At 67.9% G+C, this 23,832-nt stretch carries 24 protein-coding genes and 2 pseudogenes; 10 read left to right on the plus strand and 16 right to left on the minus strand.

Features of this window, described 5'->3' with window-relative positions; all coding sequences use genetic code 11:
• Window position 1: 1 nt before the first annotated feature.
• The 5 genes and pseudogenes from ACFWAY_RS10840 to ACFWAY_RS10860 all read right to left on the minus strand — a co-directional run.
• Window positions 2-136: pseudogene (locus ACFWAY_RS10840) on the minus strand (GTP-binding protein); the annotation flags it as partial.
• A gap of 64 nt (window positions 137-200) precedes the next feature.
• On the minus strand, window positions 201-1,556 hold the full coding sequence (locus ACFWAY_RS10845) for an LLM class flavin-dependent oxidoreductase (RefSeq protein WP_378451462.1): 1,356 nt from the start codon (window positions 1,554-1,556) through the stop codon (window positions 201-203).
• Between the two features lie 69 nt (window positions 1,557-1,625).
• Window positions 1,626-2,744 (minus strand): glycoside hydrolase family 76 protein, encoded by a 1,119-nt coding sequence (locus ACFWAY_RS10850; protein WP_378510641.1) that lies wholly within the window; start codon window positions 2,742-2,744, stop codon window positions 1,626-1,628.
• A gap of 34 nt (window positions 2,745-2,778) precedes the next feature.
• Complete coding sequence (locus ACFWAY_RS10855) at window positions 2,779-3,465, minus strand: TrmH family RNA methyltransferase (RefSeq protein ID WP_378510642.1); 687 nt, start codon at window positions 3,463-3,465, stop codon at window positions 2,779-2,781.
• A 4-nt stretch (window positions 3,466-3,469) separates the two neighbouring features.
• A complete protein-coding gene (locus ACFWAY_RS10860) occupies window positions 3,470-4,069 on the minus strand; it encodes a hypothetical protein (protein ID WP_378451465.1) in 600 nt (199 codons plus the stop codon).
• A 114-nt stretch (window positions 4,070-4,183) separates the two neighbouring features.
• Here ACFWAY_RS10860 and ACFWAY_RS10865 point away from each other — a divergent pair, with 114 nt between their 5' ends.
• Window positions 4,184-4,630 (plus strand): hypothetical protein, encoded by a 447-nt coding sequence (locus tag ACFWAY_RS10865; protein ID WP_378451466.1) that lies wholly within the window; start codon window positions 4,184-4,186, stop codon window positions 4,628-4,630.
• On the opposite strand, the gene ACFWAY_RS10870 is transcribed toward ACFWAY_RS10865, so the two are convergent.
• Window positions 4,614-5,342 carry a lysoplasmalogenase gene (locus ACFWAY_RS10870; RefSeq protein WP_378510643.1) on the minus strand — a complete coding sequence of 243 codons (729 nt, stop codon included), beginning with the start codon at window positions 5,340-5,342 and terminating at the stop codon, window positions 4,614-4,616. The genes ACFWAY_RS10865 and ACFWAY_RS10870 overlap by 17 nt on opposite strands.
• A gap of 102 nt (window positions 5,343-5,444) precedes the next feature.
• On the opposite strand from ACFWAY_RS10870, the gene ACFWAY_RS10875 reads away from it, so the two are divergent.
• A complete protein-coding gene (locus ACFWAY_RS10875) occupies window positions 5,445-6,086 on the plus strand; it encodes a ScbR family autoregulator-binding transcription factor (RefSeq protein WP_378451468.1) in 642 nt (213 codons plus the stop codon).
• A gap of 5 nt (window positions 6,087-6,091) precedes the next feature.
• Here the strand turns inward: ACFWAY_RS10875 and ACFWAY_RS10880 are convergent, their stop codons facing one another.
• Window positions 6,092-6,385, minus strand: coding sequence for a hypothetical protein (locus ACFWAY_RS10880; protein WP_378451469.1), 294 nt, complete (start codon window positions 6,383-6,385; stop codon window positions 6,092-6,094).
• Window positions 6,386-6,630: 245 nt separating this feature from the next.
• On the opposite strand from ACFWAY_RS10880, the gene ACFWAY_RS10885 reads away from it, so the two are divergent.
• A complete protein-coding gene (locus tag ACFWAY_RS10885) occupies window positions 6,631-7,899 on the plus strand; it encodes a benzoate/H(+) symporter BenE family transporter (RefSeq protein WP_378510644.1) in 1,269 nt (422 codons plus the stop codon).
• 4 nt (window positions 7,900-7,903) lie between these two features.
• On the opposite strand, the gene ACFWAY_RS10890 is transcribed toward ACFWAY_RS10885, so the two are convergent.
• Complete coding sequence (locus tag ACFWAY_RS10890) at window positions 7,904-8,401, minus strand: DUF1992 domain-containing protein (protein WP_378510645.1); 498 nt, start codon at window positions 8,399-8,401, stop codon at window positions 7,904-7,906.
• A 153-nt stretch (window positions 8,402-8,554) separates the two neighbouring features.
• On the opposite strand from ACFWAY_RS10890, the pseudogene ACFWAY_RS10895 reads away from it, so the two are divergent.
• The 4 genes and pseudogenes from ACFWAY_RS10895 to ACFWAY_RS10910 form a co-directional block, all read left to right on the plus strand.
• Window positions 8,555-8,773, plus strand: a pseudogene (locus ACFWAY_RS10895) (NAD(P)-binding protein); the annotation flags it as partial.
• A 148-nt stretch (window positions 8,774-8,921) separates the two neighbouring features.
• A complete protein-coding gene (locus ACFWAY_RS10900) occupies window positions 8,922-9,377 on the plus strand; it encodes an SRPBCC family protein (RefSeq protein ID WP_378510646.1) in 456 nt (151 codons plus the stop codon).
• An 84-nt stretch (window positions 9,378-9,461) separates the two neighbouring features.
• Window positions 9,462-9,902 (plus strand): MarR family winged helix-turn-helix transcriptional regulator, encoded by a 441-nt coding sequence (locus ACFWAY_RS10905; RefSeq protein ID WP_378510647.1) that lies wholly within the window; start codon window positions 9,462-9,464, stop codon window positions 9,900-9,902.
• A 34-nt stretch (window positions 9,903-9,936) separates the two neighbouring features.
• The gene (locus tag ACFWAY_RS10910) at window positions 9,937-11,205 is read left to right on the plus strand and encodes an MFS transporter (protein WP_378510648.1); all 1,269 of its coding nucleotides are present in this window, start codon (window positions 9,937-9,939) and stop codon (window positions 11,203-11,205) included.
• Between the two features lie 57 nt (window positions 11,206-11,262).
• Here the strand turns inward: ACFWAY_RS10910 and pyrE are convergent, their stop codons facing one another.
• The 6 genes from pyrE to ACFWAY_RS10940 form a co-directional block, all read right to left on the minus strand.
• Entirely contained in the window at window positions 11,263-11,793 is a 531-nt protein-coding gene (pyrE, locus tag ACFWAY_RS10915; RefSeq protein ID WP_378451475.1) for an orotate phosphoribosyltransferase, read from the minus strand.
• 20 nt (window positions 11,794-11,813) lie between these two features.
• The gene (locus ACFWAY_RS10920; protein ID WP_378451476.1) at window positions 11,814-12,608 is read right to left on the minus strand and encodes an SDR family NAD(P)-dependent oxidoreductase; all 795 of its coding nucleotides are present in this window, start codon (window positions 12,606-12,608) and stop codon (window positions 11,814-11,816) included.
• Window positions 12,609-12,675: 67 nt separating this feature from the next.
• Window positions 12,676-13,344 (minus strand): hypothetical protein, encoded by a 669-nt coding sequence (locus tag ACFWAY_RS10925; protein WP_378451530.1) that lies wholly within the window; start codon window positions 13,342-13,344, stop codon window positions 12,676-12,678.
• Between the two features lie 94 nt (window positions 13,345-13,438).
• Window positions 13,439-14,347 (minus strand): DUF5666 domain-containing protein, encoded by a 909-nt coding sequence (locus ACFWAY_RS10930; protein ID WP_378510649.1) that lies wholly within the window; start codon window positions 14,345-14,347, stop codon window positions 13,439-13,441.
• A gap of 144 nt (window positions 14,348-14,491) precedes the next feature.
• The gene (gene clpB / locus ACFWAY_RS10935; RefSeq protein ID WP_378451478.1) at window positions 14,492-17,044 is read right to left on the minus strand and encodes an ATP-dependent chaperone ClpB; all 2,553 of its coding nucleotides are present in this window, start codon (window positions 17,042-17,044) and stop codon (window positions 14,492-14,494) included.
• A 167-nt stretch (window positions 17,045-17,211) separates the two neighbouring features.
• Complete coding sequence (locus tag ACFWAY_RS10940; RefSeq protein ID WP_378510650.1) at window positions 17,212-18,246, minus strand: alpha/beta hydrolase; 1,035 nt, start codon at window positions 18,244-18,246, stop codon at window positions 17,212-17,214.
• A gap of 190 nt (window positions 18,247-18,436) precedes the next feature.
• Here ACFWAY_RS10940 and ACFWAY_RS10945 point away from each other — a divergent pair, with 190 nt between their 5' ends.
• Complete coding sequence (locus ACFWAY_RS10945; protein ID WP_378510662.1) at window positions 18,437-19,657, plus strand: globin domain-containing protein; 1,221 nt, start codon at window positions 18,437-18,439, stop codon at window positions 19,655-19,657.
• A 60-nt stretch (window positions 19,658-19,717) separates the two neighbouring features.
• A complete protein-coding gene (locus ACFWAY_RS10950; protein ID WP_378510651.1) occupies window positions 19,718-20,470 on the plus strand; it encodes an FAD-binding oxidoreductase in 753 nt (250 codons plus the stop codon).
• Window positions 20,471-20,480: 10 nt separating this feature from the next.
• Here the strand turns inward: ACFWAY_RS10950 and ACFWAY_RS10955 are convergent, their stop codons facing one another.
• Entirely contained in the window at window positions 20,481-21,647 is a 1,167-nt protein-coding gene (locus ACFWAY_RS10955) for an FAD-binding oxidoreductase (RefSeq protein WP_378510652.1), read from the minus strand.
• 111 nt (window positions 21,648-21,758) lie between these two features.
• A complete protein-coding gene (locus ACFWAY_RS10960; protein ID WP_378510653.1) occupies window positions 21,759-23,336 on the minus strand; it encodes an AMP-binding protein in 1,578 nt (525 codons plus the stop codon).
• A gap of 175 nt (window positions 23,337-23,511) precedes the next feature.
• On the opposite strand from ACFWAY_RS10960, the gene ACFWAY_RS10965 reads away from it, so the two are divergent.
• On the plus strand, window positions 23,512-23,730 hold the full coding sequence (locus tag ACFWAY_RS10965) for a CinA family protein (RefSeq protein ID WP_378510654.1): 219 nt from the start codon (window positions 23,512-23,514) through the stop codon (window positions 23,728-23,730).
• Window positions 23,731-23,832: the final 102 nt, after the last annotated feature.

Genomic DNA, 23,832 nt, shown 5'->3' on the forward strand with positions numbered 1-23,832 from the left:
GGCGATGCACCGCCTCCCACACATGCAGCGGGTCCTCGGACCGAACCCACGCCTCCGGTCCTGACGCCAGCTCGTCGTCGGTGAGCAGCGCCGGGTCCAGGACGCGCCGCGGCTCGCGATCCAGCGGGCTCCCGATGTCACATCCGTCCACTCGAACGGAACGGATGCGACATCGGGCGCGCGGAAGCCGGCGCGCGCGACTACAGCGCGACGGCGCCAGACGTGTCCGCGTACTGGCTCTCGGGGCGGGGCAACCCGAAGTGGTCGCGCAGTGTGGTGCCCGAGTACTCGGTGCGGAACAGTCCACGCTCCTGCAGGATCGGGACCACCTTCTCCGCGAACACCTCGAGACCGCCCGGGTAGTACGGCGGCATGACGTTGAAACCGTCCGCCGCGCCCTGCGTGAACCATTCCTCGATGGTGTCGGCCACCTGCACCGGCGTCCCGACGACCACCCGGTGCCCGCGCGCACCGGCGAGACGGTGCAGCAATCCGCGCAGGGTCGGGCTCTCCCGCTCGACGATCCCGGCGATCACCTGCAGGCGACTCTGCTGGTTGTCCGTGACGTCGCCGGCGTCGCCGAACAGTCCGGCAGGCACGGGGGCGTCGAGTTCGAGGTGTCGCACGCTCGAGCCCGTGAGGCTCTCGAGCTGGGCGAGCCCGTACTCGGGCGACGTGAGTTCGTTGAATTCGCGTTCCAGTTCGCGGGCCTCGGCCTCGGTGTCGCCGAGGAACGGGCTGATGCCGGGAAGGATCTTCACGTGCTCCGGGTTGCGACCGTACTGCGTCACGCGCTGCTTGACGTCCGCATAGAACGCCTGCCCGTCCGACAGCCGCTGGTGCGCGGTGAAGATGGCCTCGGCGTACTGGCCCGCGAATGCGCGACCCTCGTTGGACGCACCCGCCTGCACCAGCACCGGGTGTCCCTGCGGGGAGCGTGGCGCGTTGAACGGTCCCCGCACCCGCAGGTGGCGCCCCACGTAGTTGATCTCGTGGATCTTCGACGGGTCCGCGTAGATGCCTGCGGCCTTGTCGATCAGGATGGCGTCGTCTTCCCAGCTGTCCCACAGCTTGACCGTCGCGTCGACGAACTCCCGCGCCCGCGCATAGCGGTCGGCGTGGTCGGGGTGGCTGGCCAGTCCGAAGTTGGCGGCCGCCAGGTCGGTTCCGGTGGTCACGATGTTCCAGCCGGCCCGGCCGTGGGAGATGTGGTCGAGGGAGGCGAACAGCCGCGCGAGATTGTAGGGCTCGAAGTACGTCGTGGACGCGGTCGCGATGAGACCGATCCTTTCGGTGGCGGTCGCGATGGCGGTCAGCAGCGTGATCGGTTCGAGCGCTCCGGCGGCGCCGTGCTCGACGTCGCTGCGCAGGGCCGGGCCGTCGGCGAAGAAGATCGCGTCCAGCTTCGCCGCTTCCGCGGTCCGCGCGATGTCCTGGAAGTAGGAGACGTCGTACAACCGTTCGGGGGTCGTGAGCGGGTGGCGCCACGCGGACTCGTGGTGCCCGGCCGGGTAGATGAACGCGTTGAGACTCAGCTGCCGCTGTTGATCTGACATAACGACCTGTCTAACAGCGCCGAATCCGGGGCGACACGGTTAAGTTTCGCGTGATTCGAACCGTCGCCTCTAGCGTCGCGGATACCCTGCTGCGGAAACCATGTGCGCGGCCTCCATCAGCATCCAGCCGCCGACCTGGACGGACATGTCGCGTTCCGGGATCCCGGACGACCGCACGGTGCCCCCGGTGAACGTGGCGATTCCCCCACCCAGCCCCGGCAGCTGCGCCTGCTTGGTCCAATCGTGGCCGAACAGTGGCTGCCCCTCGATCTGCAGCCGGTTCTCCCAGGCCGATTCCGCGGAGGTCAGCACGAGCTGGGCGGCGATCTCCCGTGCCCTGATGTCGGCGGGCGATTCCCACGGCAGCATCACCGCGGTCAGCGCCAGATACCGCGCGAGGATCCCGTTGAACAGGCCACCGTCTCCCCCACCACCGCCGTCGATGACGCCGTGCGGTGCGAGGTGCTCGTCGATGGCGTCGACCAGTCGGTGGGTCCGGTTGCGGTGCCGCGGCGAACCGAGGCGCACGGCGAGTTCGGTTTCGAGGCCGAGCACGACGCCCTGACAATACGAGTAGACGTTCCTTTCGATTTCACCGCCCGGGTGGATGCCGTCGACGATCAGGTTGGTGCGCACGTCCCGCAGCGTGTCGTCGATCCAGTCGGCCGTGGCCTGGGCGCGCCACAGCTTTCCGGTGCGGGCCAGCATGATCCCGGCGGGTCCGTTGGCCGGTGCGTTGTAGAAATTCGAGCCCTTCCGCCACGGGATGCCGCCGCCGGCCTCGGGCGCCCAGGCGTCGAACAACTGGGATTCGAGCGCCTGCACCGCACTTCTGTTGTCTATGAAGTGCATTCGCTGGGCACGCTCGAGGGCGATTCCCAGCCAGGCCATGTCGTCGTAATAGTTGTTGGTCCAGCCCGACAGGTTCCGCAGACGGTGGCTGCGCGCCAGTTTCACGATGCGACGACGCCGCCGCGGCGTGGGGTCCCGTTCGAGCGCGTCCACGGCGCAGTCGAGCAGGTGGGCCTGCCACCAGTAGTGCCAGCTGAGGAACAGCCGCTCGCGCCGCACCGCCGGCCACGCGACGACGCCCAGGGTGGTGCCCGGGAGCGCCCACAGCCGGCGAAGATGCCTGCTCACCACCGCTTCTTCAGCGGCGTCCGCGCGCGCCGACCACGAGTCCTGCATAAGAGTTGATCTTGCCTATCCGTCGGGGGTTCCGCTACCAGGCACGGTCGAGGTCGGCGTGCTGACGGACCCACGCATGCATGGCAATTCCTGCGGCGACGCCCGCGTTGATGCTGCGGGTGGAACCGAACTGGGCGATCGATACCGTCATCGCCGCAATCTCTTTCGCCTGGTCCGTGACTCCCGGCCCCTCCTGGCCGAACAGAAGCAGGCAGTCTCGGGGCAGACTCGCCGTTTCGAGCGGGACGGACCCGGGCGTGTTGTCGACGGCCACGATGGTGAGACCGCGCTCACGTGCGAACTCGACGAGGCCTTCGACGTCCGAGTGGTGGAGGACGTGCTGGTACCGATCGGTGACCATGGCGCCGCGCCGGTTCCAGCGTCGACGTCCCACGATGTGGACCGCGGCGGCGGCGAACGCGTTGGCGGTGCGCACCACCGTCCCGATGTTGGCGTCGTGGCCGAAGTTCTCGATGGCCACGTGCAGCGGATGGCGACGGCTGTCGATGTCCGCGACGATCGCTTCCCGCGTCCAGTACCGGTAGGCGTCGACCACGTTGCGGCGATCGCCGCCGGCCAGCAGTTCGGGGTCGTAGCGCCGGTCGGCAGGGACCGGGGTGTCGTGTTCCTCGGTCCACGGGCCGACGCCGTTCGGGTTGTCCCCCCATTCGGTGGGACCCGCCTCGGCGACTTCGACCTGACCGGTCTCGACTCCGCTCACGATGTCAGAACGTCTTGTTCGAATCGGGAGCGACGGTGAACCCGTGCGACGTCTCGTCGTTGGTGCACGTGACGGCCGTGGCCGTGGTACTGCACGTGTAGCCGAGCTTGGTCAGTTTCGCCCCGGCGGGCAGGGCCGCGTCCGGTTCGTCGCCGCCCGACGTGTAGACGAGCCCGCCCGCGCACATGAAGGACGCCTCGCCGTCGTTCTCGACGCGGATACCGTGCCCCCAGTCGACCATGCAGTCGGCCGGGCGCGGCGGCACCGGGCTCGTCGACCCCTGGCATCCGGCCTCGGTGCGGTTCGGCAGCTTGATGATGCCGCACTGGAACCCGCCGTCGGGGGACGTGAAGAAATACGACTCGTTGTGCTCGTAGGGGACGTCGACGAGCGTCGTGGTCGGCGCTTCCGTCGTCGTGGTCGGCGGCGCAACGGTCGTGGTGGTGGTCGTCGGCGGAACCGTCGTTGTGGTGGTGGTCACAGGAGCCGCGGCAGTCGTCGTGGACGGCGGCGGAGCCACCGCGTCCGAGGACCCACCACACCCTGCGAGCATCATGGCCGAGCCAATGCTCAGACACACCAACGACACCCGACGCCACGCCATACGGCCACCTCCACACACTCTTATCTGCTGCCGACACTGCACTCTAACGGCAGTGCGGCGGTGGGGCCGCCTCGGCGAGGCCGGGACGGGCTAACCTGGAGGTGGAGGCATTCGATGAATCATCAGCGCATCGTGCGGACGGTCTGCTTCGTCACGGTCGGCTACGTCGTCGTCCTCGCCGTCTGGCTGGGATGGTTGATCGAACACACCCCTCCGGCCACCATCCCGTACCAGATCATGGGATTGGTCGCCGCCTTCGGTTCGGCGCTGGGATTCGGGATGATGGCGGCCGAACGGCCCAGCCGCGCCGACCGCCAACTCGAACGACACGGACTCGAAGGCTGGGCCCGCATCGAGCACGTCACCCCGCTTCGCCACACCCCCGACAACGGCGAACTCACCGAACTGGACCTGCGGCTGACCGTGCCCGGATCGGAGAGCTACGCCGGACGGGTCGTGTACGAGGTGCGGCGGGAGAACGCGACACGCTTCGTGCCCGGCGAGACGATCACCATCCTCGTGGACCCGAAGGACCGGGACCACATCATGCTCTGCCCGTGATCCGGCGACGCCCGAGCGCGAGCATCCCCTCGACGAGCAGCAATTGGGCCGCTGCGTAGCTGGCGAGGATCACACCTTCCGCCACAGCCCTCCCCCGCTCGCCCCGGATGAACAAGCGCCGCAACACGATCAGACCGTCGGAGGCGGTGAACAGCATCCCGCCCGCGCCGAGCCAGCTGCGTCGGTCGGTTCCCGGCACAGCCACATTCGCGACGACGGCCGCGCCGGGTGCGAGGGTCGGATCGGCCGACAGGGTCGACGTGGTGCCGAGCAGCGACCCGTACGCGGTCAACGGCACGGCGACCTCCTTCGCCCGCCCGCGGAGCAGTGCCGCCGCGCCCGCCCAGCCGGCGAGCCGGGGAAGCAGTGCGGGCGCGGTGGGCCGGGCGCCCCGGCGCAGCAACAGCGTGGAATAGCCGATCTGCATGACGGCGAACGAGGACGCGCCACGCACGAGGCGGGCGTCGTCGTCGGGATCGATCATGAAGACGTCACCCACGGTCGCGGCAGTGAGACCGGCGAGGAGGAGCGCGACGTCGGCGGGGTCCGTGTCCGCACGCCGCCGCAGGACACGGGCGGCGAGCGCGGGTGCGATCAGTGGTTTCGCGACCTGCTGCAACCGTTCACGCCCGGTGACGGCCCCGACGACGGTGGCCAGCGTCGCACCGGCGAACACCGCCTGCTCGACACCCCAGTTGTTCTTCGACTTCACGTCTTCCTCCCACACTCGCGGACGTGCCGAGGTTACCGGCCCGAAGAGTGGTTGACTTGAGAGTGGACGCGACGGACAATCCGCAATTGTGAGGCACAGGTGATGGCAAAACAGGCGCGCGCGGCAGCCACCCGCCATCAGGTACTCGAGGGTGCGGCACTGAGCTTCGAGAAGCTCGGGTACGGCGGTGCGAGCCTGAGCGGGATCCTCTCCTATGCCGACGTGACGAAGGGCGCCTTGTACTTTCATTTCGAGTCCAAGGAAGCGCTCGCCTGGGCGGTGATCAAGGAACAGCACGCCATGGCGATGCTGGCGGCGCAGCGAGTGCTCGCGACGGCGCAGTCACCGATGGAGGCGATCCTGTTGTGCGCCAAGGAGATGGCGCGCCAGCTGCTGACCGAGCCCATCGTGCGAGCGGGTGTGCGACTCACCCTGGAACTCGGCACGTCTCGTGGCCCGGCCACCGATCCCTACATCGACTGGACCGACACCCTCGTCGCACTCGCGGGCAAGGCGCGGGAAGCGGGTGAATTGCGCCTGACCGTCGATCCCGCGGCACTCGCCCGGTTCCTGGTCAGTTCGTTCACGGGTATGCAGTTGGTGTCCGAAGCACTGACCGGACGTTCCGACCTGTACGAGCGGCTGGCCGACATGTGGGCACTGCTCCTGCCCTCCATTGCGTCGCCGGACATGTTGCCCCGGCTGCTCGAACTCGCGGCACTGCGCGACGACGTCGCATCCTGACCGGCTCAGACCCCGCCGGGAGTGGGCTCGGGAGTGTCCGGCGCAGGATGCGGCAGATCGAGCGGGTGCGACTGCGTCGGCGGAGTCTGGACGACGGCGATCCGTGCGCCGTCCGGGATGGCATCGACCGAGCAGATCGTTCCGAAGATGCCGAGCCCGCCGAACAACGCGAGCAGGCCGTAGGCCAGGAATGTCGACGTCCGTTCGACCGCGGATCGCGGTTCGCGCTCGGGTGCCACCGTGGTGCGCCGCGCGTACACGGCGCGTCGCTCTCGGGGAATTCGGGTGAGTTCAGCCATGTGGCCCTTCTTCGCATGGTTCGTCGGTGCGGATGGTGTCGGGTCGACGCTTTCGAGTCTGTCGCGATGCCGCCCGAGTGTCCTTCACCCCAGGGATGGAAAGCGCCCCACCCAGGGTTCGACGGCCCGACGTGGAGCCCCGGAACGCGAGTGGTTATGATCCACACCACACCCGGTATGTACGCAGTGCGGAATGTATGCCCGCCCTGCGTACAGCACGAGCATCGCACGCGCAGGAAGGCCTCATGACGACCACCGCGGAACCGGCTCGCAGCGAAGACGTGCAGACTCGCCCCCCTCGCTTCGAACGACCGCCGTGGCCGCCCGCAGGCCCTCGCCGCCTGATCGGCGACCTCGGCGGGACCTACGCCGCAAACGGTCTGATCGGGCTGATCTTCTCCGCAACGGGTCCCGTGGCCGTGATCCTGGCCGCCGGCTCCGCGGGCGGACTGTCGCCCCAGCAGATGGCGTCGTGGATCTTCGGCGTCTTCTTCCTCAACGGCATCCTGACCGCGCTCGCCAGCTGGCTGTACCGCCAGCCGCTCGCGTTCTTCTGGACGATCCCCGGCACCATCATCGTCGGCGGCTCGCTCACCCACCTGTCGTGGCCGGAGGTGCTCGGCGCGTTTCTGGTGACCGGGCTCCTGGTCCTCGCCCTCGGTCTGACCGGGCGGGTGCGTCAGGTCATGGCGATGCTCCCGATGCCGATCGTCATGGCCATGGTGGCCGGCGTCTTCCTCAAGTTCGGCACCGACCTGGTCCACGCCGTGGGAACCGATGCGGCCGTAGCCGTTCCGATGGTCGTCGTCTTCGTCGTCCTGGCATCGCGCGCCGCGTTCGGCCGGTGGATGCCACCGATCCTCGGCGCACTGCTCGTCGGGGCGGCAGCGGTCGCGGTCACGGGCCGCTTCCACCCCACCGGTTCGAGTACGCCGTGGATCGCGGCACCGATGTTCCAGGCTCCGCAGTTCACCTGGCAGGCGATCACCGAACTGGTCGTGCCGCTCGCGATCACGGTCATCGTCGTGCAGAACGGTCAGGGCGCGGCCGTGCTGACGTCCGCCGACCACAAGCCGCCGATGAACGTCGGCACCGTCCTGTGCGGGGTCTGGTCCCTCGCCACTTCCGCCGTCGGCGCCGTGTCGACGTGCCTGACGGGCCCGACCAACGCTCTGCTGGTGGCGTCGGGGCAGCGAACCAGGCAGTACACGGCGGCCGTCGTGTGCGGCCTGCTAGCCATGGTCGTCGGCCTGTTCGCCCCGCTGTTCGTTCAGCTGATGCTGGCCACCCCGGTCGCGTTCGTCGCGACACTCGGCGGACTCGCGATGCTCCGGGCGCTGCAGGGTTCGTTCGTCGCGGCGTTCAGCTCCCGGCACACGCTCGGCGCGCTCGTGACCTTTCTCGTGACCGTGTCGAACGTGCAGTTCCTCAACATCGGGGCCGCATTCTGGGGGCTGATCGCCGGACTGCTCGTGTCCCGGGTGATGGAATCGGGCGATTTCCGGAAGCGGTGATCCGTCACCGTTTCCGCCACCACCAGCGCCTGCCGGCCGGGGGCGGATCCGATTCGGGCTCCGGGGACCTCGTCACCGGCGGCTTCCGCGACGGCTGGTTCTGCTGCCGCCAGGTCGCGACGACCTCGTCCGCGTCGACCGGGCTCACCGGGAGCCGTGGGCCGGAGGGCGCCCGCAACCAGGCGACGATCTGCAGGTTGAGCCGGGCCACCACGTCGCGCACCGCCCGCTCGGACGGCAGCCCACGGATCGTGTCGGGCAACCGCTCGATCTCCTTCCGCAGCTGCAGCGGCGTGGGGAGCAGCGAGTCGGTGGGCAGATTCTCGCGTCGGAGGTAGTTCTTCACCCACCACAGTTCGTCGTCGACATCGCCCGCCGGAATCGGTTTGCCCGCGCCGGGGAGATCGTCGAAGTCGCCGCGCTCCTGAGCCAGCCGGATCTGCTTGTCGATCCAGCTCTCGAAGCTCACCCCGGGAGGTTTGCGCTCGGTCACGGGCCCCATTCTTGCAGGACCCGGTTCAGCCCGCCTCGGTCTCCGCTCCGGTGGAACGCCTGCGATCACTTGCCAATGCGCATTCTTCCTTTTACTGTGACACGGCGTCTCAGTTAACTGGACCGGCGACCACGGTTCCGCATCCGCCGCAGGAAAGAAGCCATGACAGCGACAACCACTCAGCACGCCGCCGCACCTGACGGCAGCGGAGACGAGCGGCACCTGCGCGTCGTCGTGGTCGTCGCCGGACTGTCCGGGATCGCCGCCGCAGTCAAGCTCGAACGTGCGGGCATCACGGACTTCCTCGCGCTGGAGAAGTCCGATCGCATCGGGGGCGTGTGGCGCGAGAACACCTACCCCGGGTGCGGTGTCGACATCCCCGCACCCGTGTACTCGTTCTCCTTCCAGCGTGGCCCTGGTCCACCGGGTCCCTTCGCCGTCGCCTCGCCCGGTTCGACCTTGAGAACTACGCCATCCGGCCGTACCGGACAGAGCAGTCCCCCGCCCTCCACCCGTCAGGAAAGTCACGATGATCGAGATCCATCACACTGCCCTCGCCGGCGCACCGGCGGCGGCCGCGTTCGACTACGTGGACGACTATCACCACGTCCCGTCCTGGATGTTCGGGATCACGAAGTTCGATCCGATCGGCGAACAGGACCGGGGCCTCGGCGCGGTCTACGACGCCGCGATGAAGATCGGCCCCAAGACGCTCGGCTCCGTGGTGAAGGTCACCGGATGGGAACGCGATTCGGTGATCGAACTCGAATCGATCGACGGCCTGTACACCCATTCGCGGTGGCAGTTCGAGGCGGTCGGCGAAACCGAGACCCGCCTGACGGTCGACTTCCGGTACGACCTGCCCGGCGGACTCGCAGGTAAGGCGCTCGGCAAGATCATCGAGCCCTTCGTCGCGCAGGCGATCCGCCACACCGACGCCACCCTGCGGCGCCAGGTCGAGCAGAGGACGCAACGCTCCTCCTGATTTCCGCGTCCCACATGATGCCGGTCGCCCGGCTCCGCTCTTCGGCGATTTACATAGTTAGTTAGCCTATGTAATATGTTTTGTATGGACGACGACACGCGCCTCCAGAGCCTGCTCGTCGACCTGGTCACGAATTCTCACCGATTCACCAGGCTCGCGAGCTCCTTCGGATCCGAGGACCACCCCCGGCCGTGGACGCGTGCCCTCGCCCTGCTCGACGACCAGGGCGAGATTCGCATCAGCGAGTTCGCCCGCATCGACCGCTGTTCGCAACCGTCCGCGACCGCCCTCCTCCAGAAGCTGGCCGAGCGCGGATACGTGGCCCGTCGACCCGATCCGGAGGACGCCCGGGCAGTCCGGGTGTCCATCACGGATCTGGGCCGCGAATGGCTGACCGTGGCCCGCAACGAGATCGCGGGTGCACTCGCACCGCACTTCGCGGACCTCGAGCCCGAGCAACTCGAACGACTGACGGAGGGCCTGTCGGAACTGCGTTCGATCGTCAGGTCGTCGGCCCGCTCCTGACAACCCATCCACACCCCGACGCACAACGAAGGAGGTGGCCGTGAGCACCACGACCGCAACCGTCACGAAGAGCACATCCAGCGAGGGACCACCGAGCCTCCTCCACCAGCCGAAGTCGGTGTGGGCCGTCGCCTTCGCCAGCGTCATCGCGTTCATGGGCATTGGGCTCGTCGACCCCATCCTCAAACCGATCGGCGAACAACTGGACGCGACCCCGTCCCAGGTGTCGCTGCTGTTCACCAGCTACATGCTGGTCACCGGTGTCGCGATGCTCATCACCGGCGTGGTGTCGAGCCGGGTCGGCGCCAAGAAGACCCTCCTCACCGGTCTCGCCGTCAACGTCGTGTTCGCCGCGCTGGCAGGCAGCTCCGGCAGCATCGGCGAGATCGTCGGCTTCCGCGCCGGCTGGGGACTGGGCAACGCCCTGTTCATCGCCACCGCGCTCGCCGCCATCGTCGGCGCGGCCAGCGGCGGCGTCGCGCGGGCCATCATCCTCTACGAGGCCGCGCTGGGCATCGGCATCGCCGTCGGCCCGCTGGTCGGCGGTGTTCTCGGCAACATCAGCTGGCGCGCACCGTTCTTCGGCGTCGCAGCCCTGATGGCCGTCGCATTCATCCTCATCGTCGTGATGCTGCCGTCCGCGCCCAAGCCGGAGCACCGCACGTCGATCGCCGCGCCGTTCCTCGCCCTGCGCCACCGCGGCCTGCTCACCGTCGCGATCACCGCGCTGCTCTACAACTACGGCTTCTTCACACTGCTCGCGTACACGCCGTTCCCGCTCGACATGGGCACGTACTCGATCGGATTCATCTTCTTCGGGTGGGGTCTCGCCCTGGCCGTCGCGTCGGTGTTCCTCGCCCCGCGGCTGCAGCGGCGCTTCGGCACGCTGCCGATGATGATGGCGGCCCTCGCGCTGTTCGCCCTCGACCTCGCCATGATGGCCGCGTTCACCGACAACAAGACCGTGCTCGTCGTCGGTGTCGTGCTCGCCGGACTCTTCCTCGGCGTCAACAACACGCTCATCACCGAGACCGTGATGATCTCCGCCCCCGTCGAGCGGTCGACGGCGTCCGCGGCATACAGCTTCGTCCGCTTCGTCGGCGGCGCCGCCGCACCGTGGGTAGCGGGCAAGCTCGGTGAGAGCAACATCCACATGCCGTTCTGGATCGGCGCCGTGTGCACCGCCGCCGCGATCATCGTGCTCGCGACCGGACGCAAGGTCCTCGCCCACGTCGACGAGCACGATCCCGAACCGCACAGCGTCGAGGAAGCACTGGCCATCACGGCCGCCGACGCCGACTGACAACCCACAGGTGAGTGGCGAAGTGTGCCGAGGCACACTTCCCACTCACGTGTGCGGTCAGAGGTTCAGGTCGGGGAGACCGAGGAGCGAACGGTACTCGAGACCCTCGGCCGCGATCACCTCGTCGGCACCGGTCGCGCGGTCGACGACGGTCGCCACGCCCACGACGATCGCCCCGACGTCGCGCAACGCCTTCACCGCGGTGAGCGGCGAGTTGCCCGTGGTGGTCGTGTCCTCGACGACGAGGACACGCTTGCCGACGACGTCCGGTCCCTCGATCTGCCGCTGCATGCCGTGCGCCTTCGCGGCCTTGCGCACCACGAACGAATCGATCGGCCTGCCCGCGGCGTGCATCACGGCCATCGCCACCGGATCGGCGCCCATCGTCAGTCCGCCGACGGCGTCGAAATCCCAGTCCGCCACCAGTTCACGCAGCAACTTCCCGATCAGCGGGCCCGCCTCGTGATGCAGCGTGGCGCGGCGGAGGTCCACGTAGTAGTCGGCTTCCTTGCCCGAAGACAACGTCACCTTGCCGTGCACAACAGCCAGCTCACGCACCAGCGCGGCCAGATCCTCACGATCACTCATGCCCGAAACCCTACCCACCTCTAGGTGCGGGCACGCCCCCGGCCGAACACGTTGGTCAGCCGCCGGACCAGACTCTTCGGGACGAGGCGACCGGCAGTGGTCAGCACCTTGTACTGGAGGCCGGGAATGCTCACGACCTTGCCGTCCTCGAGATCGGCCAGCGACGCGGCAACCACCTGGTCGACGCTCAGCCACATCGGCTTCGGGATCGAACTCATCTCGATGCCCGCCCGCTCGTGGAACTCGGTACGGATGAACCCCGGGCACAGCGCCTGGATCCGCACTCCCGTGCCGCCCAGCCCGTTCGCCAATCCCTCGGAGAACGAGATCACGTACGCCTTGCTCGCCGAATAGGTCGACCCGCGCCCGGACAGCAGGCCGGCGACGCTCGCCACGTTGATGACGGTACCGTTCGCCGACGCGATCATCGCGGGCAACGCGGCGCGGGTCAGCTGCATGACGGCGGTGACGTTCACGTCCAGCTGGGACTGCAACAGCTCCGGCGTCGCGGTCCAGAATTCGCCCGACGTGCCGAATCCGGCGTTGTTGACCAACACCTCGACACCCTTCCCTAGGCGCTGCGCCACTTCCTCGCGCCCGGACGCCGTTGCCAGATCGGCCTGCAGGATCTCGGATTCGGTGTCGAACAACGCCTTCATCTCGTCGGCAAGGGCCTGCAAGCGGGTCTCGTCGCGCGCGACGAGCACGAGGTCGTAACCGAGAGACGCGAACTTCCTCGCGAAACCGGCACCGAGGCCCGACGTCGGGCCGGTGACGAGGGCAACGGGTCGGGCGGAACTGGAGGGCGTCGACATACCGGTGACGGTAGCAAGGCGTTGCGCGCCTGTGCGCGGTTAGCGAGTCCCAGGACTCGTCACACACTCACGGGCGCGGAGCGCCTGGGGCCGGCCGGCTCGGGTCGTGGTGGCCGCGGTCGAGTCCACGCGGTTCTGTGACCGGGGGCAGGACGTGCAGGATGCCGGACAGCCGGGCGACGGCCTCGATGGCCGAATCCCATTCACGGCCGCTGCTGCCGATGGGCAGCGAACCGAGGGTCCACTCGCCCTCGCTCCACAGCATGTTCACGTGCGGCGGCACCGACTCGGTGAACGCCACCATGCGCTGATCGCAGACCCTGCGGGCGATCTCGAGGTCGGTGGCGAACACGACTCGCGGTCCGATGGCGCCGAGGAGCTCGAGGTCCGAGTCCTTCGGCGGCGGGGTCGACTTCAGGCGCAGGTCGATGTCGACGTCCGAACCCACCCGGCGGCGCACCGCGACGATGGTCGCGGTCTCCTCGAGGTCGAACAGAATGAACGTCTCGCCCCGGCGTTCGCCCTTCACCACATCGATGGCGCTGAGGTACTCCTGCTTGGCCAGCGCGGCCCGATGGAACTGGCCGGGCAGCTTCTCTTCGACATTGTCGTACGTGTAGCCCTGGGCCTTGGCCCAGATCTGCCGCACGCGACCCGTCTGATCACGACGCGAGCGATCGAAATAGAGCAGCGCGCACGCGCCTGCGAGTGCGATCAACGCCAGTACGAACCACATTCCCGTCATCGGTGATCAGCCTAGCGAGTCGACGCCGTTACGAGGCGAAGCGGTACCCGGACACCCCGTGTCGGTTTTGCCCGGACCCATCGTCTCAGTTACCGCCGAGCTTCGGCAGCTCGGTGCTGATGATCGTCTCGGCCATCATCGTGCCGTTCTCGACCTTCGTTCCCTGCACCATCACGGTGAATCCGGGCTTCAGATCGGCGACCGTGGTGCCGTCGAGTGCGATCACGTTGGTCTGCGCGTTGGTCTGGACCGTCAACTGGGAACCGCCGAGGGCGTCGAGGGTGAGTGTGGACCCGTCGTTGGCGCTGATCGTTCCGAACGCGGCCCCGGCAGCGCCGATGGCCTCGCCGATTCCGCCGGGGAGTTGATCGAGCGGCGACTCCGACGTGGTCGACGGCGGCGGTGTCGTCGTCTTCGGCGGCGCGGTGGTGGCGGGCGGCCGGGACGTGGTCGGGCCCGCCGCCGTCGTGCTCGAGGAGTTGTTCGGCGCGGACGTGAAGAGGGCGACACCGAAGCCGATGACGGCGATCAGCAGCAACGCTGCCGCCGTGGCGGCGATCCACGTGCCGATGCGTCGGGGCTTCTTCTCCTCGGGACCCTCGGCGGGCGGCGCCTGGTATTGCGAGCCGGTGTACTGGGCGTTGGGGTACTGCCCCGTCGGATACCCGCCTTGGTACTGCTGGGCGGCGTAGGTCGGATACGCCTGCGTGGCGTTCGGCGGCGGAGCCTGCGGGTCGTACCGCGGATCGTAGGTCGGGTAGGCCTGCGTCGGATTGGGCTGGTTCTGCCCGTACGCCGCGGTCGGGTCGGACGTGTAGAACTGCTCGGTCGGCCCGGCTGCGGGATCCATGTGCTCGGTGCGCTGGTCGGGTGAGCCGAGGTGCTCGGTCGGCTGGTCCTGCCGCGACCAGGACTCTGTGCCGTCGGGTGTCCACGACTCCGTGCCGTCGTACGCGCGTTCCTGCGGGGTGCGCGGGTCGTCGGGGTTCGTCATGATCGGCCCCTCCCTCGGGTTCGTCTGGCCGGTGTCCTGCGGTTACGGACGGTCCAGGGTAACGGCGAAACTTAAGACCTCGCTGTGAAAACACAGGTGAGTGGCACGGCGTGCGGGAGCACACCGTGCCACTCACGTGAGGGGTCAGCCGAGGACGAGCGCGTCCCCGGTCTCGGACACCTTCACGGGGACTGTGTCGCCGTCCTTGACGTCACCGGCGAGCAGCAGCTTCGCGAGCTGGTCGCCGATGGCCTGCTGGATCAGCCGGCGCAACGGCCTGGCCCCGTACATGGGGTCGTAGCCGCGGACGGCCAGCCAGAAGCGGGCCGAGTCGGACACGTCCAGCGTCAGCCGCCTCGCCGCGAGCCGGCGGGACAACTGGTCGAGCTGGATGTCGACGATGGACTCGAGCTGCTCTTCCGTGAGCGACTCGAAGATCACGACGTCGTCGAGCCGGTTGATGAACTCGGGCTTGAACGCGCGCCGGACCGCATCCATCACCTGCTCCCGTGATCCACCCGCACCGAGGTTGGAGGTGAGGATCAGGATGGTGTTGCGGAAGTCGACCGTGCGTCCCTGACCGTCCGTCAACCGGCCTTCGTCGAGGACGGCGAGCAGGATGTCGAACACGTCGGGGTGCGCCTTCTCCACCTCGTCGAACAGCACCACCGTGTACGGACGCCGCCGCACAGCTTCGGTGAGCTGGCCGCCCGCCTCGTACCCGACGTATCCGGGCGGGGCGCCGACGAGCCGGGCCACCGAATGCTTCTCGCTGTACTCGGACATGTCGATGCGGACCATGGCGCGCTCGTCGTCGAACAGGAAGTCCGCGAGGGACTTCGCGAGCTCCGTCTTACCGACGCCGGTGGGTCCGAGGAACAGGAACGACCCGGTGGGCCGGTTGGGGTCGGCGACTCCGGCGCGGGCGCGCCGAACCGCATCCGACACGGCGACGACGGCCTCTTCCTGGCCGACGACCCGCTTGCCGAGTTCGGACTCCATCCGCAGCAGCTTGGCGGTCTCGCCTTCCATCATGCGGCCGGCGGGGATGCCGGTCCATGCCGCGACCACGTCTGCGACGTCGTCGGGACCCACTTCCTCCTTGAGCATGACGTCGCCGTCGGCGGCGGCACCCGACTCGCGGGCCGCCTGCTCGAGTTCCTTCTCGAGCTGCGGGATGCGGCCGTACCGCAGCTCCGCGGCCCGGCCGAGATCGCCGTCGCGTTCGGCGCGTTCCTCCTCGCCGCGCAGCGTCTCGAGCTGCTCCTTGACCCCGCGCACGGAGTCGATGGCCTGCTTCTCGTTCTGCCAGCGGGTGGTCAGCTGGTTGAGCTTCTCCCGTTCGTCGGCCAGTTCCTGCCGCAGCTTCTCGAGCCGGTCCTTCGACGCCGCGTCGGATTCCTTCTGCAACGCCATCTCCTCGATCTCGAGGCGGCGGACGATGCGTTCGACGGTGTCGATCTCCTCGGGTCGCGAGTCGATCTCCATCCGCAGCCGGGACGCGGCCTCGTCGACGAGGTCGATCGCCTTGTCCGGCAGGAACCGGGACGTGATGTAGCGGTCGCTGAGCGTGGCGGCGGCGACGAGCGCGGAGTCGGTGATGCGCACACCGTGGTGCACCTCGTACCGCTCCTTGAGCCCGCGCAGGATGCCGACGGTGTCCTCGACGGACGGTTCGCCCACCAGCACCTGCTGGAAGCGACGCTCGAGGGCCGCGTCCTTCTCGATGTACTTGCGGTACTCGTCGAGCGTGGTCGCGCCGACGAGCCGCAGCTCGCCGCGGGCGAGCATCGGCTTGATCATGTTGCCTGCATCCATCGCGGACTCACCGGTAGCACCCGCACCGACGATGGTGTGGAGCTCGTCGATGAACGTGATGACCTGACCGGCCGAGTTCTTGATGTCGTCGAGGACGGCCTTGAGCCGCTCCTCGAACTCGCCGCGGTACTTGGCGCCCGCGACCATCGATCCGAGGTCGAGGGAGATCACGGACTTGCCGCGCAGCGATTCGGGAACGTCGCCTGCGACGATGCGCTGGGCAAGTCCCTCGACGATGGCGGTCTTGCCGACACCGGGCTCGCCGATCAGCACCGGGTTGTTCTTGGTCCGGCGGCTGAGTACCTGCACGACGCGGCGGATCTCGTTGTCGCGGCCGATCACCGGGTCGAGCTTGCCGTTCCGGGCCAGGGCGGTGAGGTCGGTGGAGTACTTCTCGAGCGCCTGGTACGTCCCTTCCGGATCCGGGCTGGTGACGCGCGCACTGCCACGGACGGTAGTGAACGCGTCACGCAGCGCCTCAGGGGTGGCGCCGTGCCGCTTGAGCAGCCCGGCCACGTCCGACTCACCCGAGGCGAGTCCGACCATCAGGTGCTCCGTCGACACGTACTCGTCGTCGAGTTCGGTGGCGAGGTGCTGTGCTGCGGTGAGTGCGGCGAGGGCCTCACGGCCGAGCTGCGGTGTGGTGGTGGCACCCGTCGTCTTGGGCAGCCGGTCGACGAGATTCAGCGCTTCACGATGGACCACGGTGGGATCGACGCCGACCGCCTTGAGCAGCGGGGCGGCGATGCCGTCGGTCTGGTCGAGCAGGGCCACGAGCAGATGTGCGGGCCTGATGTCGGGGTTACCGGCCGACGACGCCGACTGGAGCGCAGCGGTCATCGCGGCCTGGGTCTTGGTGGTCGGATTGAACGAGTCCACTGTTCACCTCTTCTGGCGTTGTAGAGCGGTCCGCCGCCCGGGGCCGAGTGGCACGGGCGACGCTGTCATCTTCTTAACGCACGAAGGGTTGAGTCTGTTCCGCTCAACTTTGAAAAGTTTTCCGCTACCCCATCATCTCGCCCCGCGACGCTTCGCGGGGCGAGATATCAGGCTTCGATCGCGGCCGCCATCATCGGCCAGGACGCGGAGAGGTCGTCGCGCCAGTACCCCCACGAATGCGTGCCGACCGGCCGGAGGTCGACCGTGGCGGGAATGTCGAGGGCGCGGAGCTTCTCCGCCAGCCGCACCGTGCAGTCGTTGGTGACGGCCTCGATGACACCGCCCACCACGACCTGCGACGCGAGGGCGCGGCGGTCGCCGCCGACGGTCCGGGCGTCGAGGGTGTCGTACGGCCCCGGCAGCCCGCTGCCGTTGGAGATGTAGAGAGTGGTCCCGCGGAGCCTCTCGGCGTTGACGTACGGATCGTTCGCGGCCCACAGCGGATCGTCGGCCGCACCCCACATGTTCTCGGGGTTTCCGCCGAAGTCCGACACCGTGATCTCGACGAACCGGCGCGCCACCGGGTCGCTCGTCATCGCGCACCCGCTGTACGCCCCGACGCTCTGATACAGCCCGGGCTTGGAGATCGCGAGGTTGAGCACACTGGTGGCCGACATGGACAGCCCGGCGATGGCGTTCTTCCCGGTCGTCGCGAGCGCCGAGTCGACGATGGGCGGCAGTTCCTTCGTCAGGAACGTCTGCCACTTGTTCCGGCCGAGCTCGGGGTCGTCCTGCTTCCAGTCCGCGTAGTAACTGGACTGGCCACCGAACGGGATGACCACGTTGACATCCTTGTCGGAGAAGAACTTCTCGACGTCCGCCTTCTGCTCCCAGCCGAACTGCTCGGAGTTCCCCTCGACGCCGCCGAGCATGTAGACGGTGGGACGCTTCTCCGACGCGGCCCGGATGACCCGGACGGTGATGTCCTTGTCCATGGCCGTCGAGTGGACGGTGAAGTTCATCTGCGATTCGCCGACCGGGGTGACCTCGATCAACCGCGAACCGTCGGGCGCCTCGTCGACCGAGATCGACTCGATCGTCGTCCGGGGTTCCGCCGAGACGACGCTTCCGCCGCTGATCACCGTCAGCGTCACGGCCGCCACGACAGCGGCAGTCCGGCGAACCCGGACCGAACTGGACATCCCCGGACGAAACCGACCACGATCCCGCGCACAGCCAACTCTCATGGGCCCCCCTCGGTAACGCTGCCTGTTTACTGGATGCATCGTGCCTTGCCGGTGGTCACGGCGCGAGAGCGACCCACCGAAGAGCCGGGGTTTCACCCGAATCGGCCACTGCTGTGATCCAAAGGTCGCGCGAGTGACGGCTAGAATGCGGGTGTTCGAATCAACAGGCACGGAGGCAGGGGACGGCTTGACACGAGATTGCCTCGATCCGCTCGTGATTTCGCGTCTGCGCGCCAGCTTTTCGTCGATCGTGTCCACCGAACACGGACGCAACCGGCTCACCACCACGTTCTACGCCACCCTGTTCGCCGAACACCCCGAACTTCGCGCGCTCTTCCCGGCTGCGCTGGATCAGCAGGGTCACCGCCTGTTCCAGGCGCTGCAGTTCGTCATCGACAACCTCGACGACGAGGGCCGGATCCTCGGTTTCCTCAGCCAGCTCGGCCGCGACCACCGCAAGTACGGAGTCGAGGGCGGGCACTACTTCGCGTCGGGCAATGCGTTGCTCGTCGCGGTGCGGAGTTCCTTCACCCAAGCCATCTGGACGCCCTCGCTGACCGCGGCCTGGACGGAACTGCTCGACCTCCTCCTCCACACGATGGCCGACGCCGCGGACAACGACGACCTGCCCGCCGCGTGGGGCGCCACCGTGGTCGATCACGAACGCCGCCTCGACGACCTCGCGATCGTCCGCCTCGAGACCGACTCCCCCATCCCCTACGGTGCGGGCCAGTACCTCAGCGTCCAGATCCCGCAGCGGCCCCGGATGTGGCGGTACCTGTCGCCGGCCATCCCCGCCAACCCGTACGGACAGCTCGAGTTCCACGTGCGCCGCGTGTCGGGCGGCTGGGTGAGTCCCGCCATCGTGAACGAGACGCAGGTGGGCGACCGCTGGCTGCTCAGCTCCCCGCTCGGCGGCCTCGAGGTCGACCGCGACAGCGGGCAGGACGTCCTGATGATCGGTTCGGGGACGGGCATCGCACCGCTGCGCGCCCAGGTGATGGAGATGGCGATGCGGTCGAACAACCCGCGGGTCCACATGTTCGTGGGCGGCAAGTACCCGTGCGATCTGTACGACATCGAGACCCTGTGGCACCTGTCGCTGAGCAATCCGTGGCTGACCGTGGTTCCCGTGTCCGAGGAGGACGAGGACCCGTGGTGGCACAGGAATCCCGCCCCGGAGGCGCCGCCGGGGTTGCATCAACGACTCCAGGGGCAGCTCGGCCGCGTCGTCGCCCGGTTCGGGTCGTGGGCGGACCGGCAGATCCAGATCTCCGGTTCGCCCGCGATGATCAAGACCACCGTGTACGCCTTGCAGGGCGGCGGTACTCCGCCCGAACTGATCCGGCACGACCCCCTGATCTAGTCGCGCCGCCCGTCCCCGCCCATCCGTTGTCCGGTTCGACCGTCGGGAGAGCATCACGCCATGCAAGCCACGCAGACCACCTGGACCAGCACCGTCGTCGAACATCACCGCCTGCGGCACGACCTCGCCGTGATCCGGCTCGTCGGTGACTACATCCCGTTCGTGCCGGGACAGTACGTGGACGTGAGCGTGCCCCAGAACCCGCGGCTGCTGCGCAGGCTCTCCCCCGCCCTGCCGCCGTCGCTGGACGGCAAGCTCGAATTCCACGTCCGGACGGTGCCCGGCGGCTGGGTCAGCGGCGACATCGTCACGGGGACCTCGCCCGGCGACCAGTGGCAGATCCTCGAACCCCGCGGCACGATGTCCGTCGACGAGGACGGGCCGGACGTCATCATGGTCGCCGGCGGCACCGGTCTGGCCCCCTTCCGGTCGATCCTGCTGGATCTGTCGCGCCGGCCGAATCCGCCGAGGGTGTTCCTGTTCACGGGCGATCGGACACCACGCGATCTCTATGCGTCCGACATGCTCTACCTGCTGCTGCAGGATCTGCCGTGGCTCACCGTCATTCCCGTGGTGGAGAACGTCGGAAATCCGGATTGGACCGACGAGTGGTACGAACGCACCAGAGTGGACGTGGGGTTCACCGAGGACGATCTCGTCGAGGGCTCACTGCCCGACGTCGTGACGTCCTACGGCGCGTTCACCGAGCACCAGGTGCTGGTGTGCGGTTCGGCGGCAATGGTCCGCGCCACCCTCGACCGTCTCCGGGACACCGGAACACCCACGGAGAACATTCAGTTCGACCCGTACTGAGGCATTCGGATCAGTAGGACGGGTCGTGCCGGATGTTCTCCGGCGGCGTGCCCGCCGCGTGCAGCCGGAACTTGGTGGTGTTGATCATCGCGTCGGAGCCGACGAGCTGGATGTCGCGCTCGGCCCACGTCCCGAAGTCGGCGACGACCTGCCCGACCTTGCCGGTCAGTCGTCGGTGCATACCGGGCAACGCGGCGCTGCTCGGGCCGGTGTACCACCACGGGTCCTCGTCCTCCTCGGTGACCGGGACGACGGTCAGCCAGGGATTCTGCTCCGCGAGCGCCCACAGGGTGCCCAGGTCGTAGAGGTCGCAGGGGTACCTGCCGGCGAAGAAGAGGTGGACGCGACGGTCCTGGCCGCGTTGCGACATCTGGAGGATCTGCGCGCGCAGCGGGGCGATGCCCGTCCCCGATCCGATCATGAGGATGTCGCGACCGTTGCCGTAGCGGACTCCGAGGTCGCCGAGCGGGGATCCGATCACCCACCGCTCGCCCACGAGGGTCTGGCTGACGATGGCGGGACTGACCCAGCCGCCCGACACCCGGCGGACGTGGAACTCGATGATGCCCTGGTCGTTGGCGGCGTTCGCCGGCGACAGGTACCTCCACATCCGGGGACGCGACGGCACCTGCACGCTCACGTACTGGCCGGCGGTGTAGGTCATCGGCTCGTCGAGTTGCAGGCGGACGATCGAGACGTCCTTCCGGACCTGGAGGTGCTCGATGACGGTCGCGCCCCACGCCGGCGGGCCGCTCTCGGCGTTGGCCGCATCCATCATGGTGGCGGCGACGACCGCGAGGACGTCGCGCCACGCCTGCTCGAGTTCGTCGGTCCACGGCTCGGTCGAGGGGAACTGCTCGACCGCGGCAATCAGGGAGTTGCCGACGGCGACGTAGTGCGCGTCCTCGATTCCGTACTTGCGATGGTCCCGGCCGAGCTGGGCGAGGTAGGCGAGGATCTGCCCGGACTCCTCCTCGAGTCGTTCGATCACGTACTGGACGGCGGAGATCAACCGGTCGCGTTGCTCGTCCATGGCCGCCGGGAAGAAGTCCCGGGAGTCGGGATACCGCGCGAACAGCAGGGCATAGAAGGACCGCGACAGAGTCTGGGGCCCGTCCGGCACCGCCGCGATAGCCTTGAAACTCGACCGGACCAGCGATATTGCCTGTGAATCCACCGCGCATCCTCGTCACCGACCGAACGCGGTCCTGCCGCGAAGTACTTGGGCAGACTATAGGCGCGGGCGCCACGCCGCAGACCAGGTCCCTTGTTTCCCGCCCCGCTCGTGCTATCCGACCGCTCGGTCTGCACATTCCCAGTACCGGGAGCGCAGCGCCTTCTTGTCCAGTTTGCCGAGCGGGGTGAGCGGCAGTGTGTCGACGAAGTCGATCGACTTGGGCGCGTGCACCGATCCCTTCGCGGCCCGTACCCGTTCGACGAGTTCGGCGGCGTCGACCGTCTGCCCCGCCCGCAACACCACGCACGCCTTGACGGCCTCGCCCCACTTCTCGTCCGGGACCCCGACCACCGCGACCGAGCCGACGGCCGGGTGGGCCGAGATGACGTCCTCGATCTCCCGGGGGAACACGTTGAACCCGCCGGTGACGATCATGTCCTTCTTGCGGTCGACGATCGTCATGAATCCGTCCTTGTCCTTGCGGGCGACATCGCCCGTATGCAGCCAGCCGCCGCGGAACGCCTCGGCGGTTTCGTCGGGCTTCTTCCAATATCCCTTCATGACCAGCGGGCCGCGGACGCAGATCTCACCGAGCTCACCCTGCGGGACCTCGTTCAGGTCGTCGTCGAGCAGGGCGACGTTCAGCCAGGGCACGGGCCGCCCGCACGTCGCGAGCCGGCTGGGATCGTCCGTAAGGTGCTCTTCCTTCCGCAGCACCGCGATGGTCATTCCGCATTCGGTCTGGCCGTAGAACTGGAAGAAGATCTGGCCGAACTTCTCGATGCCCTCCTTCAACCGCGCCGGCGACATCGCCGAGGCACCGTAGAACAGCGTCTGCAGGCTGGACACGTCCCGCTTCGGCAGGTCGGGGTGATCCATCAGCAAGTAGATCATGGTGGGGACGAGCATCGTGGCCGAGATCTTGTGCTTCTCGATCGCCTCGAGGACGGCACCGGGCTCGAACGCGGGCAGCACGATCAGCGCGCCACCACGCAGCAGGGTCGGGATGAAGAAGGCGGCTCCGGCGTGCGACAGCGGCGTGCAGATGAGGAAGCGCGGTTCGTCGGGCCACTGCCATTCGGCCATCTGGATCTGGTTCAGCGTCGCGCCGGACTGGTAGGAGCCGACGACGCCCTTCGGCTTGCCGGTCGTGCCGCCGGTGTAGACCATGCTGCTGTTGTCGTCGGCGGCCACGTCCGCCGCCCGTAGGCGTTGCGGGGTGAACGTCTCGGCGAGGGCGAGAATGTCGGTACCCACTTGGGACGGCCCCAACGACAACACGTTCTCGATCGACGGCGACTGCGCCACCAGTTCGGCGGCGCGCTCCTCGAAGGCGGTGGGATCGAAGATCAACGTCTGGATCTCGGCGTCGCCGACGATGTAGAGATGATCGTCGAGTGAGCCCATCGGGTTCAGCGCGCTGGCGCGGCATCCGGAGATCATGGTGGCGCCCATGCTGATGAGCACCTCGGGCCTGTTCTTGGACAGCATGGCGGTGCTCGTGCCCTTGCCGATTCCGAGCGAAGCCAGTGCCTGCGCAAAGCAACTGATCTGATCACGCATCTCACCGCCGGTGAGGACGACGTCGCCGAGGTAGAGCGCCGGCTTGTCGGAGTTGCGTTCCAGTGCAGTGATGAGGAGGTCTGCAGCGAAGGCGGGTCGATGCAGATCTGCGAACTCGTCGGTCATCTGTAATCCTTCTACTCCCGCGACGCCGAGGCGCGTGGTCCGGCGGCCTGGATTTCCTGTGTCCTGGGTCACCGACACCCTAACCGGAAACCTGCCAAACTGAAACCTGTTCCACTCGACAGACGGGTGCCGACGGCAACTCTGCGCCGGGGACACGTCCGATAACGTGAGGTCCATGAGTCCGCAGGACCGAACCGCAGAACGGATCTCGACCGCGGCGCGTAACGCGCACGTCTTCCTCGCGACGGCGGAATCCCTCACCGGCGGGCAGATCTCGTGCCTTCTCGGCGCGGCGCCCGCGTCCCCCGACTGGTACCGGGGCAGCGTGGTCGCGTATTCCAGCGAAATCAACTACCCGGTCCTGAAGGACGCGGGTTTGCTGCTCACGTTCTAACTGGCTGTTAGCGCCGATTTTCGCGGAGCGGTGATTACCTGAGCTTGGGTACGCGGGGGGCCGTGCTCATGGCGTCGTGAGGATTGGGTGGATTTGTGTAGT

It is taken from the genome of Rhodococcus sp. NPDC059968 (assembly GCF_042738615.1).
Taxonomy (GTDB): domain Bacteria; phylum Actinomycetota; class Actinomycetes; order Mycobacteriales; family Mycobacteriaceae; genus Rhodococcus_F.

Excerpts from the sequence above, each read along its gene's own strand:
- ACFWAY_RS10965 (WP_378510654.1), top strand. The coding sequence starts at position 23,512 with ATGAGTCCGCAGGACCGAACCGCAGAACGGATCTCGACCGCGGCGCGT.
- ACFWAY_RS10880 (WP_378451469.1), bottom strand. The coding sequence starts at position 6,385 with ATGGCTGAACTCACCCGAATTCCCCGAGAGCGACGCGCCGTGTACGCG.
- ACFWAY_RS10930 (WP_378510649.1), bottom strand. The coding sequence starts at position 14,347 with ATGACGAACCCCGACGACCCGCGCACCCCGCAGGAACGCGCGTACGAC.
- pyrE (WP_378451475.1), bottom strand. The coding sequence starts at position 11,793 with ATGAGTGATCGTGAGGATCTGGCCGCGCTGGTGCGTGAGCTGGCTGTT.
- ACFWAY_RS10940 (WP_378510650.1), bottom strand. The coding sequence starts at position 18,246 with ATGTCCAGTTCGGTCCGGGTTCGCCGGACTGCCGCTGTCGTGGCGGCC.
- ACFWAY_RS10950 (WP_378510651.1), top strand. The coding sequence starts at position 19,718 with ATGCAAGCCACGCAGACCACCTGGACCAGCACCGTCGTCGAACATCAC.
- ACFWAY_RS10925 (WP_378451530.1), bottom strand. The coding sequence starts at position 13,344 with ATGTGGTTCGTACTGGCGTTGATCGCACTCGCAGGCGCGTGCGCGCTG.
- ACFWAY_RS10945 (WP_378510662.1), top strand. The coding sequence starts at position 18,437 with ATGCGGGTGTTCGAATCAACAGGCACGGAGGCAGGGGACGGCTTGACA.
- ACFWAY_RS10905 (WP_378510647.1), top strand. The coding sequence starts at position 9,462 with ATGGACGACGACACGCGCCTCCAGAGCCTGCTCGTCGACCTGGTCACG.
- ACFWAY_RS10850 (WP_378510641.1), bottom strand. The coding sequence starts at position 2,744 with ATGCAGGACTCGTGGTCGGCGCGCGCGGACGCCGCTGAAGAAGCGGTG.
- ACFWAY_RS10875 (WP_378451468.1), top strand. The coding sequence starts at position 5,445 with ATGGCAAAACAGGCGCGCGCGGCAGCCACCCGCCATCAGGTACTCGAG.
- ACFWAY_RS10865 (WP_378451466.1), top strand. The coding sequence starts at position 4,184 with ATGAATCATCAGCGCATCGTGCGGACGGTCTGCTTCGTCACGGTCGGC.
- ACFWAY_RS10900 (WP_378510646.1), top strand. The coding sequence starts at position 8,922 with ATGATCGAGATCCATCACACTGCCCTCGCCGGCGCACCGGCGGCGGCC.
- ACFWAY_RS10860 (WP_378451465.1), bottom strand. The coding sequence starts at position 4,069 with ATGGCGTGGCGTCGGGTGTCGTTGGTGTGTCTGAGCATTGGCTCGGCC.
- ACFWAY_RS10885 (WP_378510644.1), top strand. The coding sequence starts at position 6,631 with ATGACGACCACCGCGGAACCGGCTCGCAGCGAAGACGTGCAGACTCGC.
- ACFWAY_RS10890 (WP_378510645.1), bottom strand. The coding sequence starts at position 8,401 with ATGGGGCCCGTGACCGAGCGCAAACCTCCCGGGGTGAGCTTCGAGAGC.
- ACFWAY_RS10960 (WP_378510653.1), bottom strand. The coding sequence starts at position 23,336 with ATGACCGACGAGTTCGCAGATCTGCATCGACCCGCCTTCGCTGCAGAC.
- ACFWAY_RS10920 (WP_378451476.1), bottom strand. The coding sequence starts at position 12,608 with ATGTCGACGCCCTCCAGTTCCGCCCGACCCGTTGCCCTCGTCACCGGC.
- ACFWAY_RS10845 (WP_378451462.1), bottom strand. The coding sequence starts at position 1,556 with ATGTCAGATCAACAGCGGCAGCTGAGTCTCAACGCGTTCATCTACCCG.